This is a genomic window from Actinosynnema mirum DSM 43827 (assembly GCF_000023245.1).
Classification (GTDB): domain Bacteria; phylum Actinomycetota; class Actinomycetes; order Mycobacteriales; family Pseudonocardiaceae; genus Actinosynnema; species Actinosynnema mirum.
In genome coordinates, this window is record NC_013093.1 from 8058093 (window position 1) to 8070513 (window position 12421).

At 74.4% G+C, this 12421-nt stretch carries 16 protein-coding genes; 3 read left to right on the plus strand and 13 right to left on the minus strand.

Annotated elements, in window-relative coordinates:
• Window positions 1–4: 4 nt before the first annotated feature.
• A complete protein-coding gene (locus AMIR_RS34320) occupies window positions 5–1390 on the minus strand; it encodes an FAD-binding oxidoreductase (protein WP_015805599.1) in 1386 nt (461 codons plus the stop codon).
• 118 nt (window positions 1391–1508) lie between these two features.
• On the opposite strand from AMIR_RS34320, the gene AMIR_RS34325 reads away from it, so the two are divergent.
• On the plus strand, window positions 1509–2183 hold the full coding sequence (locus AMIR_RS34325; protein WP_015805600.1) for a DedA family protein: 675 nt from the start codon (window positions 1509–1511) through the stop codon (window positions 2181–2183).
• Window positions 2184–2213: 30 nt separating this feature from the next.
• On the opposite strand, the gene AMIR_RS34330 is transcribed toward AMIR_RS34325, so the two are convergent.
• Both AMIR_RS34330 and AMIR_RS34335 read right to left on the minus strand, forming a co-directional pair.
• The gene (locus tag AMIR_RS34330; protein WP_041838645.1) at window positions 2214–2834 is read right to left on the minus strand and encodes a nucleoside/nucleotide kinase family protein; all 621 of its coding nucleotides are present in this window, start codon (window positions 2832–2834) and stop codon (window positions 2214–2216) included.
• Complete coding sequence (locus AMIR_RS34335) at window positions 2831–3772, minus strand: PfkB family carbohydrate kinase (RefSeq protein ID WP_015805602.1); 942 nt, start codon at window positions 3770–3772, stop codon at window positions 2831–2833. The genes AMIR_RS34330 and AMIR_RS34335 overlap by 4 nt, the downstream gene beginning before the upstream one ends.
• Window positions 3773–3850: 78 nt before the next feature.
• Here AMIR_RS34335 and AMIR_RS34340 point away from each other — a divergent pair, with 78 nt between their 5' ends.
• Window positions 3851–4798, plus strand: coding sequence for a LacI family DNA-binding transcriptional regulator (locus AMIR_RS34340; protein ID WP_015805603.1), 948 nt, complete (start codon window positions 3851–3853; stop codon window positions 4796–4798).
• Window positions 4799–4826: 28 nt separating this feature from the next.
• Here the strand turns inward: AMIR_RS34340 and AMIR_RS34345 are convergent, their stop codons facing one another.
• The 5 genes from AMIR_RS34345 to pyrE form a co-directional block, all read right to left on the minus strand.
• Window positions 4827–5942: a glycoside hydrolase family 76 protein gene (locus AMIR_RS34345; protein WP_015805604.1), complete on the minus strand. Its 1116-nt coding sequence runs from the start codon at window positions 5940–5942 to the stop codon at window positions 4827–4829.
• 18 nt (window positions 5943–5960) lie between these two features.
• Complete coding sequence (locus tag AMIR_RS34350; protein WP_015805605.1) at window positions 5961–6668, minus strand: TrmH family RNA methyltransferase; 708 nt, start codon at window positions 6666–6668, stop codon at window positions 5961–5963.
• A gap of 71 nt (window positions 6669–6739) precedes the next feature.
• Complete coding sequence (locus AMIR_RS34355; RefSeq protein WP_015805606.1) at window positions 6740–7129, minus strand: DUF2784 domain-containing protein; 390 nt, start codon at window positions 7127–7129, stop codon at window positions 6740–6742.
• Window positions 7130–7204: 75 nt separating this feature from the next.
• Window positions 7205–7915 (minus strand): hypothetical protein, encoded by a 711-nt coding sequence (locus tag AMIR_RS34360; protein ID WP_015805607.1) that lies wholly within the window; start codon window positions 7913–7915, stop codon window positions 7205–7207.
• A 1-nt stretch (window position 7916) separates the two neighbouring features.
• Entirely contained in the window at window positions 7917–8471 is a 555-nt protein-coding gene (gene pyrE / locus AMIR_RS34365) for an orotate phosphoribosyltransferase (protein WP_015805608.1), read from the minus strand.
• 66 nt (window positions 8472–8537) lie between these two features.
• On the opposite strand from pyrE, the gene AMIR_RS34370 reads away from it, so the two are divergent.
• Entirely contained in the window at window positions 8538–9092 is a 555-nt protein-coding gene (locus AMIR_RS34370) for a hypothetical protein (RefSeq protein WP_015805609.1), read from the plus strand.
• Between the two features lie 32 nt (window positions 9093–9124).
• Here the strand turns inward: AMIR_RS34370 and AMIR_RS34375 are convergent, their stop codons facing one another.
• The 5 genes from AMIR_RS34375 to AMIR_RS34395 form a co-directional block, all read right to left on the minus strand.
• Window positions 9125–9529, minus strand: coding sequence for a hypothetical protein (locus AMIR_RS34375; protein WP_015805610.1), 405 nt, complete (start codon window positions 9527–9529; stop codon window positions 9125–9127).
• Entirely contained in the window at window positions 9526–10434 is a 909-nt protein-coding gene (locus AMIR_RS34380; protein WP_015805611.1) for a WXG100 family type VII secretion target, read from the minus strand. Before AMIR_RS34380 ends, AMIR_RS34375 begins: the two co-directional genes overlap by 4 nt.
• Window positions 10431–10784, minus strand: coding sequence for a hypothetical protein (locus AMIR_RS34385; protein WP_015805612.1), 354 nt, complete (start codon window positions 10782–10784; stop codon window positions 10431–10433). The genes AMIR_RS34380 and AMIR_RS34385 overlap by 4 nt, the downstream gene beginning before the upstream one ends.
• Window positions 10785–10928: 144 nt before the next feature.
• Entirely contained in the window at window positions 10929–11708 is a 780-nt protein-coding gene (locus AMIR_RS34390; RefSeq protein WP_015805613.1) for an SDR family NAD(P)-dependent oxidoreductase, read from the minus strand.
• Entirely contained in the window at window positions 11705–12409 is a 705-nt protein-coding gene (locus AMIR_RS34395; RefSeq protein WP_015805614.1) for a type III secretion system chaperone family protein, read from the minus strand. The genes AMIR_RS34390 and AMIR_RS34395 overlap by 4 nt, the downstream gene beginning before the upstream one ends.
• Window positions 12410–12421: the final 12 nt, after the last annotated feature.

The window sequence follows — 12421 nt, forward strand, 5'->3', positions numbered from 1 at the left end:
GCCCTCAGCCCTCCCGCGGGGGGCTGAACATCGAACCGGGGTTGAACAGCCCCTGCGGGTCCAGCGCGCGCTTCAGGTCGCGGTGGACCCGCAGGGCCACCGGTCCGGCCTCGCGCTCCAGCCAGGCCTGCTTGACCTTCCCCACGCCGTGCTCCCCGGTGACCGTGCCGCCGAGGTCGAGCCCCAGCGCGAGGATCCGCTCGAACGCCGCCAGCGCCCGCTCCGCCTCGTCGGCGGACGCCGGGTCGTAGACGATCGTCGGGTGCATGTTGCCGTCCCCGGCGTGCCCGACCACCGCGATCCGCAGCCGCACGTCCTCGGCGATCGCCTCGCACCCGGTGATGAGGTCGGCGATCCGGGTCCTGGGCACGCACACGTCGTCCGTCAGCCAGGTCCCGTAGACCTCCAGCGCGGTCAGCACCGCCCGCCGCGCGGCCAGCAGGTCGGCGCCCTCGGCCGGGTCGTCGGTGGTGTGCACCAGCTCGGCGCCCGCCTCCTCGCACACCCGCGCGACCTCGCCCAGCTCGCGCAGGGCCGCCTCGCCGCCCGAGTCCGACTGGCACAGCAGCACCGCCGCGCCCGCGCCCAGGTCGGTCCGCAGGTACCGCTCGACGGCCTGGACGGACGAGCGGTCCATGATCTCCATCAGCGAGGGCACGACGCCCGCGCGCACCACCCCGGTGACCGCCGCCCCCGCCGCCGAGGTGCTGTCGAACGTGGCGACCAGCGTGGCCGGGGCCTGCGGCAGGGGCCGCAGCGCCAACGTCGCCCGGGTGATGACGCCGAGGGTGCCCTCGCTGCCGACGAAGAGCTTGGTCAGGTCGTAGCCCGCGACGCCCTTGACCGTGCGGCGGCCGGTCCTGAGCAGCTCGCCGCTGGCCAGCACGACCTCCAGCCCGAGCACCGAGTCGGTGGTGACGCCGTACTTGACGCAGCACAGCCCGCCCGCGTTCGTGGCGAGGTTGCCGCCGATCGTGCACCAGTCGTAGCTGGACGGGTCGGGCGGGTAGAACAGCCCGTGCGCCTCCACCGCCGTGCGCAGGTCGAGGTTGACCACGCCGGGCTCGACGACGGCCAGCCGGTTCGCCGGGTCGACCTCCACGATCGCGTTCATCCTCGTGGTGACCAGCACGACGCAGCCGGGCAGCGCGTTGGCCGCCCCGGACAGCCCGCTGCCCGCGCCGCGCGGCACGATCGGCACCCCGGCCGCCGCGCACGCCCTGACCACGTCCTGCACCTGCGCCGCCGTGGACGGCAGCACCACCGCCAGCGGTGACCCGTGCGGGGCGAGCGGCATCATGTCCCGCTCGTAGGCCGAGGTGACGTCGGTGTCGGTCAGCACCGCCGAGGGTCCGACGGCGGTGCGGAGCTCGGCCAGCAGAGGCTCCATGCCACCACGTTAGGGACAGCCGGGCGCTCGCGCGACCACCGCGCGTCACCGAACTTTCGGCAACACGATGTGCCGAGATCGCCGTGCGGACCCGTCCGGCCCACGTACCCTGCGTTGCGTGGTGCTGTCCGCTTCGACCCAAGCCGCCGGGATCTTCTCCTTGGACCAGGCAGGTCCCCTCGCGGTGTGGGTGATCACCCTCAGCTTCGTGTTCTTCGAGTGCGCGTTCATCTTCGGGCTGTTCCTGCCCGGCGACTCGCTGCTGTTCGCGGCGGGCGTCGTGCTGGCCCAGCACGACGGCGAGCTGAGCGCCTGGCTGCTGTCGGCCGCCGCGATGGTGGTGGCGGTGGTGGGCAACCAGATCGGCTACTACATCGGCCGCACCGGTGGCACCCGGCTGCTCGCCAGGCGCGGCGGGAAGATCCTGAACAAGGAGAACCTGGAGCGGGCGCGCGAGTTCCTGGACCGCCGGGGGTTCTGGGCGATCGTGCTGGCCAGGTGGATCCCGTGGATCCGCACGTTCGCGCCGATGATCGCGGGCGCGGCCGGGATGAACCCGAGGCGGTTCGCGCTGGCCACCACGGTGGGAGCGCTGGCCTGGGTGCCGACCCTGGTGCTCGCGGGCTACTACGCGGCAGGCCTGCTCACGGCGGTGCCGTGGCTGGAGGCGGCCGCCGTCGTGGTGAGCGTCGCGTTCTTCGTGATCGGCACCGGCGTCGGCGTGTGGCGCTACCGCCAGGAGGTGCGCAAGCCGGTGGACGAGACGGTCGAGGACGTCGCCGCGCAGCGCTGACCCACCGGCTCCCGCTCAGCGCGCTTCCGCTCAGCGCACTTCCGCGATCACCAGGTCGGCCCCCGCGCTGGACGAGTTCACCATGAGCGCGTTGACGTGGTCGCTGCCGCGCAGCACCCGCTCGCGCGCCTCGGCCTCGGGCCTGCCGTAGCGGACGTGCCGCTCGACGAGCCGCCGCACCCGCAGGTCCTCGTCGATCCGCAGGAACCAGGCCTCGTCCAGCACGAGCCGCACCCGCTTCCACTTCTCGTACTGGAGCAGCAGGTAGTTCCCCTCGGTGACCACGAGCGGCACGGCCGGGTCGACCGGCACCGCGCAGGCCACCGGCTCCTCGATCTCGCGGCGGAACTCCGGCGCGTACACCACGTCCGGGCCGTGCGCCTTGAGCCTGCCGAGCAGGTCGGCGTAGCCGGACACGTCGAACGTGTCCGGGGCGCCCTTGCGCTCGGCGGCGCCGAGCCGCTCCAGCTCCCGCTGCGCGAGGTGGAAGCCGTCCATCTCGACCAGGGCCGCGTCCGGCCCGAGCTCGTCCACCAGCCTCCTGGCCAGTGTCGACTTGCCCGACCCCGGCGCGCCGCCGATCCCCAGGACCCGCCGCTCGCCCGCTGCGGCGAGCGCTCTCGCCCGCTCGACCAGCTCCTCGAACCTCACCCGCTGTCCCGCCACCGCCACAACTCCTCGACCCAGCGCTCGGCCGGGTTGCGCACCCGGACCGCCGCGACCTCGTTGGCCCACGCGACGGCCCGCGCCACCGGTTCGCGCCGCGCGAGGGCGACCGCCAGAGCGCCGTGCCACACGTCGCCCGCGCCGTTGGTGTCCCGCACCGGCACCGGGGTCACCGGGACCTCGCCCGCCGAAACCACCGGGCCGCCGTCGGGCCCCGCGCTCCCCGCCGGGGTCGTGCCCGCCCCGGCCGCTCCCGGCTCGGGGCGCGCCGGTCCGGCGGTGGTGCGGTTCGACCAGGTCACGGGGAGGGCGCCGCGCGTCCGGATCACCAGCGGCACGCCCCGGTCGTGCACCGCGCGCTCGGTCAGCGGGAAGGCTGCCGAGCAGGCGGCGACGTCCACCAGCGGCAGCAGGTCGTCCAGGACAGGCTTCCAGCTCCCGGCGTCCAGCACCACCGGCACGCCGCGCCCGCGCGCCGAGCGGGCGGCGGCGAGCGCCAGCGGGCCGAGGTGGCCGTCGAGCAGCAGCACGTCCGCCTCGGCGACCCGGTCGGGCAGGTCGGCGGGCACGGCGGGCAGGTGGCCGCCCGCGTTGCGGGACACGACGGTGCGCTCGCCGTCGCCCGCCCGCACGACGACCATGCTGAGCGCGATCCGGAAGTCCTCGGGGGCGGTGTCGACCACCTCGACGCGGCGGTCGGCGAGGCCGCGCAGGGCGAGCGCGCCGAGCGGGTCGGACCCGGCGGCGGTGACCAGGACGGCGCGGTGGCCGAGGGCGGCGACGGCGGTGGCCGCGTTGGCGGCGGGACCACCGGGTGACGTGAAGGCGGCGAGGGACTGCATCTTTTCGCCCGGTTCCGGGAACTCATCCACCTGTTGGGTGACATCGACGGTCGTCAGCCCGACACACAGGACAACTGCCACGTGTGGTCGCTCCCTAGTCGGTAGTGTCCGCACGCAATCGCTTGCGACAGCGCGAACGGGGGCTGGTTCGTGGTCACCATGCGGGAGGTCGCCGGTCTCGCCGGGGTGTCGATCACCACCGTCTCACACGTGGTGAACGAGACCCGGTCGGTGGCGGGGAGCACGCGGGACCGGGTGCTCAAGGCCATCGAGGAGACCGGGTACACCGGGGACGCGATCGCGCGATCGCTGGTCACCGGGGGCACGAAGTCGCTGGGGCTCGCGGTGTCGCTGGAGTCGCACCCGTACTTCGCGGAGCTGATCGCGGCGATCGAGGCCGAGGCGACGGCGGCGGGCTACACGCTGGTGCTGATCGACACGCGGGAGAGCGCGGAGTCGGAGCAGGCGGCGGTGCGGGTGCTGCGCTCGCGGCGGGTCGACGGGGTGCTGCTGACGCCCACGTCCGGCAGCGCGGCGCTCCCGGAGCTGCGGCGGCTGGGCGTGCCGACGGTGCTGGTGGACCGGCTGGTGGTGGCCAAGGACCTGGACCAGGTGGGGCCGGAGAACGTGCAGGCGACGTCGTCGCTGGTCACGCACGTGGCCGAGCTGGGGCACCGGCGGATCGGGCTGGTCACCGGCGCGCCGGGGCTGGCCACGACGGACGAGCGGGTGCTCGGCTACCGGCTGGGGCTCGGCAGGGCCGGGCTGGCGTGGGACGAGGACGTGGTGCGCACCTCGCTGGGGCCGATGCTGGGGTCGGTGACGGCGGTGGTGGTCGGCGGGCACCAGGCGCTGGTGGGCGTGCTGCGGGAGGCGCGGGCGCGGAACGTGCGGATCGGCTCGGACCTGGCGCTGGTGGCGTACGACGAGGTGGAGTGGGCCGAGCTGGTCGACCCGCCGCTGACCGCGCTGGCGCAGCCGGTGGAGGAGATCGGGCGCACGGCGGTGCGGCTGCTGCTGTCCCGGATCAGCGAGCCGGAGCGGACGCCGGAGACGATCCGGCTGGCCCCGGAGCTGCGGCACCGCAGCTCGTGCGGGTGCCGCTGAACCTGCGCGGGCACCGCAGGCTCTCCGATCACCCCCGCGCCGTGAGCCGCCGCCGCGGCACCCTGCCGCGCTCCTCCAGCAGCGCCGCCGCCTCCAGCACCATCCAGCCGCCGAGCTGCACCGACAGGTCCCGCTCCGCCGCACCGGCCTCGGGCGCGCCGGTGGGCCGCGCCCAGTCGGGCCCGAACAGCGGCCCGGACACCGCGGCGGACCGGTTGGCCCACGCCGCCTCCGCCGAGGCCACCACCAGCTCCGCCGCGAGCACCGCCTCCGGCCGGTCCAGGTGCAGCGCGGCCTGCGCGAGGTAGCGGGCGAGGATGCCGCTGAACAGCCCGCCGTCGCCACCGCCGTGCCCGCGCAGCACCCGGTCCGCCGCCAGCTCCCGGTCAACGCCCGCGATCACCCGCGCCGCCCGGTCCGCCCAGCGCGGTCCGCCGCCGGAGCGCGCGATCTCCAGGCAGGCGCCCAGGTGCACGCCCTGGCAGTAGGTGTAGAGCACGCGCTCGACCTCGCGGACGGAGCCGTCCGGGCGCAGGTGCAGCCCGTCCCAGACCAGCCCGGTCTCGGGGTCGGCGAGGTTGTCCTCCACCCAGTCCACGATCGAGCGGGCGCGGCCGAGGTCGGCGCGGTCGCCGCTCGCGCGGGCCCGGCGGGCGAAGAAGATCGCGGCGGGACCGTTGGCGGGCACGTTCTTGAAGTCGTCACCCCTGCGCCACCACAGCCCGCCGCCACCGTGGTCGGTCAGGCCCTCGCGCAGCCGGGTGGCGACGGCCTCGACGGCGCGCGGCCGGGGGACGCCGACGCCCGCCGCGCGCTGCAGGGCGAGCCCGAGCCAGGCGACGTCGTCGTAGTAGTCGTTGGTCCAGCCGGTCAGGTTGCGCACCCGCAGGCCGCGCACCAGCTGCTCGACGAGGGTGGCCCTGGACAGGCGCGGGGCGCGGAGCTGGGCGTCGACGACGCAGTCGACCAGGTGCGCCTGCCACCAGTAGCCGAAGCTCCGGTGCGCGCGGACCCCCAGGTCCGGCGGCCAGGCGTTCAGCCCGAGCGCGGTGCCGGGCAGCCCCCAGACACTGCGCAGGTGCCGTGACCGGATGGCGCGCTCGGCCACCCCGGCGCGGGCGGCGTGCAGCTTCGGCGTCGTCACCCGGCCAGTGTGACCACTTCAGCGATCTTCCGCCCGGCGGAGCAGGTCCCAGTGGTAGAGCGCCATCGCGACGCTCGTGGTCAGGTTGTAGCTGGACACCAGCGGGCGCATCGGCAGCGACACCACGCGGTCGGCGCGGGCGCGGGTGCGCTCGGACAGCCCGTGCCGCTCCGAGCCGAACGCCAGGACGGCCCCGTCCGGGAACCGCACCCGGTCCACCGGCTCGCCGTCCGCGTCGAACGCGAACAGCTCGCCCTCCAGCGCGGCCGGGTCGTCCACCCGCGCGACGGGCAGGGCGTAGTGCAGCCCGGCGCTGCCGCGCAGGACGGTCGGGTGCCACGGGTCGACGTCGCCGGTCGACACCACGCCGCTCGCGCCCAGGCCGGCGGCGACGCGCACGACCGCGCCGAAGTTGCCGAGGTTGCGCGGGTTGTCCAGCAGCACCAGCGGGGCGGTCCGGTCGGGGCCCGGCACGGCGGCGGCTGGTCGGGCGGCGAAGCCCGCGACGCCGGTGGGGTGGGCGCGGCCGGTGCGGCGGACCAGCTCGGCGGCGGTGACCGGCTCGACGGCGGCGAACACGTCGACCAGGTCGGGGGCGTGCGAGCGGGCCAGCGCGAGCACGGCGTCCCGGTCGGTCAGCAGCACCTCGCGGACCGCGCCCGCGCCGCCGAAGCGCAGCGCGTGCTTGACCGCGTGGAACCCCTCCAGCAGCACTTCCCCGGCCACGCGGCTCCAGTCACTCGAACGGCCGGGCCATCGTAGGCGACGCGGGGCGCGGGGCGGTCAGCGCGGGAACGTCAGCTCGGCGACCGGCCCACGGCGTTCTCGCTCGGCGCCGCCGAGCGGCGCGAGGCGACCAGAGAGAGCCAGGAGCCGAGCACCAGCACCGCCACCAGCACCTGCACCGGCGTGGCCAGCGACTCCGGGTAGAGCACGCCGTCGATGTAGGTGTCGATGAAGCCCCTGGTGAGCGGCGGTTCCCCGCCGAGCACGCGCAGCTCGTTCTCCAGCATCGTCAGCGGGCAGTCGAGCGCGAACACCACCACCGACAGCCCCCACGCCGCCATCGCGACGTGCGGGTAGACCAACCAGCGCCACCTGCGGGCGAGGAACCCCCCGACGACCAGGAACACCAGTGCGGCGTAGTGCAGCACCACGACGAGTTCGGCGAGCGCGAGAGCGACCATCCCCCGGAACCTCCTGTACCTCGCAGCCTAGGAGTGACTACCCGGAGGCGGCCAGGAGGAATCACCCGAGCGGGATCACCCGCGCGGGAGCGACTGCCAGGGCACCCGCCCCGCCACGTCGAGCAGCAGATCGGCGAGGTGACCGATCGGGGCCTGCAACAACGGCGCCTGGATGGCCGCGACGAGCCTGTGCTCGCCGAACAGCACGGCCACCCCGAGCGCGCGCGGCTCGTGCAGCAGCCACTGCGGCAACCCGCAGGCGAGCAGCGCGGTGGCGAACGCCGGGTTCTTCCTGCGCACCTCGTAGCGGGCGTCGAACGCCTCGTCGCCGGTCGCGGTGAACTGCTCGAACAGCCCCCACACCCCGTCCTCGCGCGGGCTGATCAGCACCCACGGCCCCGGCATGGGCCGGGGCACGACCACCGCCGTGTAGGTGCGGTAGTCGCTGGTCGTCCCGGTCTGCGCGCGCAGCACGAGCTCGACGGCGAGCACGGGCACGCCGCGCCAGTGCCCGACGAGCTGCGCCTTGATCCGGCCGGGGTCGGACTCCAGCATCCGGCCGATCTGCGGGACGCGCTCCCCGAAGCCCTGGTCCTCGGCCGTGTAGCGCAGGCCGGTCGTCGACTCCAGGGCGCGCATCCGCTGCTCCCACTCGCTGACGAACACCTGCGGCGCGGCGACCTGGCCGGGTCCGGTGGCCGGGACGCGGCGGTGCCGCGCGAAGCCGACCGCGACCGCCACGGCGAGGACCACCACCACGGCGGCGAGCAGGAGCACCTCGGTCATCTCACGCCAGACCCAGGTCGGCGAGGTCGAGGAGGTAGCGGTAGGACAGGCCCTCCGCCTCGATGACCTCGCGGGCGCCGGTGCCCCGGTCGACCACGGTCACGACGCCGACGACGATCGCGCCTGCCTCGCGCAGCGCCTCCACGGCGGTCATGACGCTGCCGCCGGTGGTGGAGGTGTCCTCGACGGCCAGGACGCGCTTGCCCTCGACGTCGACGCCCTCGATGCGGCGCTGCATCCCGTGCTGCTTGGTGGCCTTGCGCACCACGAACGCGTCGAGCACCTCGCCGTCGGCGGCGGCCGAGTGCATGATCGCGCAGGCGACCGGGTCGGCGCCCAGGGTCAGGCCGCCGGAGGCGGCGTAGTCCCAGTCCGAGGTGAGCTGCCGCAGGAGCTTGCCGATGAGCGGGGCCGCGGCGTGGTGCAGGGTGGCCCTGCGGAGGTCGATGTAGTAGTCGGCCTCGGCGCCGGAGGACAGCGTGACCTTGCCGTGCACCACGGCCAACTCGCTCACCAGGCGGGCAAGCTCGGCCTTGGCGACGGCATCCAGAACCACTTCAGTTCGCACGGCTGCCAAGACTGTCACACGCGACCGGGGGACGCGCCCGTAAGGTGGCACACCGTGACCTTGCCCGATGTGCTGCTGGTCGAGCACCCCTGGTCGTTCACCGACCACCTGCTGAAGGTCCGCTACTCGGTGCGGGTCTACGCCGAGTCGGACGCGCCGCTGGCGCACACCGAGGACCTGGGCGGCCTGGGGCCGCTGGTGGCGCTGCGGCGCACCGCGTTCTCCGGCCGGACCGCGTTCCGGGTGGCCCTGTCGACGCCCGGCGGGCCGCTGCTGGAGGTCCGCAAGGGCTGGGGCGCGCCGCCCACCGAGGTGCTGCTGCCGGGTGGCCGCGCGCTCGGCTCGCTGCGCAAGGAGGGCGGGGCCGGGGTCGGGCTGCACGACGCCGCCGGGGCGCGGTTGTGCGCGCTGGGGGACGTGGCCGGGATGTCCTACCGGCAGCTCGCGAAGCGGGACGGCGCCAGGGTGCGCCGGGACGTGCTGCGGCTGCGGGCCGGGCTCGCCGAACCGGTGCGGTCGCTGGCGATCGCCGCCGGGGTGTTCTACGACGTGGTGCGCGGCGACGGGGTCGACCACACGAGCGGCGGGCCGATCGACTCGCCGTTCTGAGGGGCGGGCCCGCGCCCGCCCCCCTCGGCCGCCTACCAGGCGTCCTCGGTGAACGAGCCGGGCTCGTCGCCGTCGCCGCCGCGCGCCAGGTCCTGCACGTCCTGGCCCTCGCGGATGGCGTTGTGGGCGCGCTTGAGGTCCGGGATGCCGGTGGCCATGGCCCGCCGCACGCCCTCGTCGTCGAGCGCCTTGCCCTCGGCGATGTCCTTCCAGGACATCTCGCCCGCGTCGACCCGCTTGGCCAGATCGCGCAGCGCCTGCGGGGCGCGCGGGTTGTTCGCGGCGCGGGAGATCTCGGCGAGGTCGGCGTCGGACAGGCCGCGCGAGGTGGTGCGCACCTGGGACGCCTCGGTGGCGGTCTTGATCAGCGCGGCGTTGCGCGCCTCCACGTCGGCGACGAGCGCGTCGAGCTTGGCCCTGTCGTAGGGGAAGGTCATTCCCCACCCCCACCGGACGCGGGGGAGCCGGACTGCGCGGGCGGCGGCGGTGGGCTGGTTCCAGGGGGCGGCGCGGTGTAGCGGGTGTTCGCCTTGTTCACCGACGACCCGAGCTTGTAGCCGTTCATCGCCACCCCGATGGCCCCGGACTTGGCCGCGGACAGGCCGTCGCCGAACTTCTGCTGCCCGTCCTGGTAGGCGTCGAGCACGTCCAGCGCGTCGCCGACGTCGCGCACGTCCTTGAGCTTCATGAGCGCGGTGCCCATGCCCTTGAGGCCGTTGACCATGCCCTGGACGCCCTCGATGAGCGTCTGGATCGAGATGATGATCTTCCGGATGGCGTCGACGATCTGCACCGCGTCGTAGACCATCCACACCGCGCGGCCCCAGCCGACGACCGGGATCCACGCCGTCATGGCAGCCTCGACGAGCTTGCCGACCAGCTTGTCCAGCAGGCTCAGCGCGAGCCCGGTGGCGGTGCGGCAGGCAGAGGCGGTGGACTGGAACTGGTTGCCGACGATCCGCGCGACCTGCGAGTCGGCCTCGATCGCGACCACCCACAGGGTGCGCATCCTGGCCTCGAACGACTGGGCGGCGTCGCCGTCCCAGTGCGGGCCGAGCTGCCCGGCGCCCGCGTCCACGTTGTGCCGCACCGCGTCGAGCGACTTGGCGACCCGGTCCCACGCGGCGGCGTTCGCGTCGATCTTCTCGAAGTCGCCGAGCAGCGGGTTGATCAGCGACTCGATCAGGTTCTCGCCGGTGACCTTCTCGTAGATCCAGTTGACGCCCTGGATCTTCCAGCCCGCCTTCTCGATGAGCTCCTTGGTGCTCTGGCGGCCCGGCCGGTCCTCGGGCGCGGCGGCCAGCGCGGTGGCCGGGTTCTCGACGTCGGCGTACGCGGTCACTCGCCACCCCCGGTGGTCGGCGCCTCGGCGGCGGCCTCCAGGGCCTGCTCCACCTGGCGCAGGAGGGCCTGCGCGTGGGCGTCGACGGCCCGGTAGCTCTCGGCGGCCTGGACCAGCGCGGCGGCTTCCTTGGTCATCATGGAGTTCGCGAACTCCAGGGTCTCGCCGTACAGCTCGGCGACGCCGGTGACGGCGGGGCGCAGCAGGGCGAGCAGGCCGGTGAACCCCGACGTGTCACCGCCCTTGGCCACGGCGTGCTCCCTGATCGTCAGGAAGTGCCCGGCGTTGCGGGTCAGCAGCTCGCTGTACCCGCTCAGCTCATCAGGTTCGACGTGGAACCGCTCACCCATGTTGCCCGTCCCTCTCCCGGTCGTGCGTGGCACTGGGACGGGGAGGGGGGCGGACGGGTTCCCACCTGGAGGAAGGTGCCCGAACTGCCCGTTTCCGGGCCGCACGGGTGCGGTCTCGGGCGCGTCAGGGCGCGTCAGGGCGCGTCAGGTGCGGCCTCGGCCGCCGAGGACCCTGGAGGCGATCTTGCGCAGGACGGCCCTGGGCAGCAGGCGGGCGCCGGTGATGATCGCCTTGTACTGCGGGCTGGGGATGGAGACCTGCTTGCCCGCGCGCAGGTCGGCCAGCGCCTCGTGCACCACCCGGTCGGCGTCCAGGTAGAGCAGGTCGGGGGTCTTGGTCATGTCGATGCCCGCGCGCTCGTGGAACTCGGTGCGGGTGAAGCCGGGGCACAGCGCCATGACGCGCACGCCGGTGCCCTCGGTCGACTGGGCCATGCCCTCGGAGAACGTGGTCACCCACGCCTTGTCGGCGCTGTAGCTGCTGCCCCTGCCGGGCAGGAAGCCCGCGACGCTGGAGACGTTGACGACCGCGCCGGAGCGGCGGGCGACCATGCCGGGCAGCGCCGCGCGGGTCAGCCGCAGGACGCTGGTGACGTTGACGTCGAGCTGGGCCTCCAGCTGGTCCGCCCCGGCCTGGAAGAACTCGGCGGAGTTGGTGAAGCCCGCGTTGTTGACCAGGAGGTCGACCTCGCCGCGCTCCAGCAGCTCCTCGACCGAGCGGCGGCCCTCGGCCGTGGACAGGTCGGCGGGGAACGCGGTGACCTCGACGCCGTGCCTGGCGCGCAGCTCACGGGCCAGCGCCTCCAGGCGCTCGGCGGTCCTGGCCACCAGCACCAGGTCGTGCCCCTCGGCGGCCAACCGGCGGGCGAAGGCCGCGCCGATGCCCGCGCTGGCCCCCGTGACGAGGGCGGTCGGGGCGCTCACTGCTTGCGCCCGAAGGACGGGCGGATCACTTCGCCGCTCCCGGAGCCGGGCTCGTCGTCCGGCTCGGCGTCGAACGGGTCGACGACGTCGGCCAGCTCGCCGAGGTCGCGCAGCAGCCGCTCGATCCGGGACGGGGTGGAGTTCGGCGGCGCGGCGGCCATCACCCAGTCGCCCTCCAGCCAGACCACGGTGACGTCGGCGCCGATCTCCTCGGCGGCGTCCACCAGGTCGGGGGTGATGAGCTTGCGGGCGGCGGGCACCTCGCTGACGAACGCGTAGCGGGAGCCGACCGGGCCGAGCAGGTCCGGCATCTGGTCGCGCTGGAAGGGGACGCTGTGCAGCCACAGCTCCACGACCACCGGCAGCGACCGGCGGCAGCGCACGCCCACCAGCACCGAGTTGACCTTGTTGTTGGTCTCGTGGTCCAGGACGTAGACCTGGCGGCGGCCGTCGGCGGTGAACGTGGAGCCCGCGACGACGTCCTTGGCGGTGCCGGTGCCGTAGTAGGCGATGGCGCCGCTCTCCCAGCGGGAGGTCAGGACCTGGTCGGTCTCCTCGAACTGCCAGCCCCGGAGGGCAGCCCAGCGGCGCCGCTCGCGGTTGCGCGCGGTCCGCTGCGCACGATCGGTCGCGATCAGTGCGAAGCCCGCAATGCCCGCCACCGCGGCGACGGTGAACCAGACCCACGCCGGTATGCCCACGGTGCTTGAGGG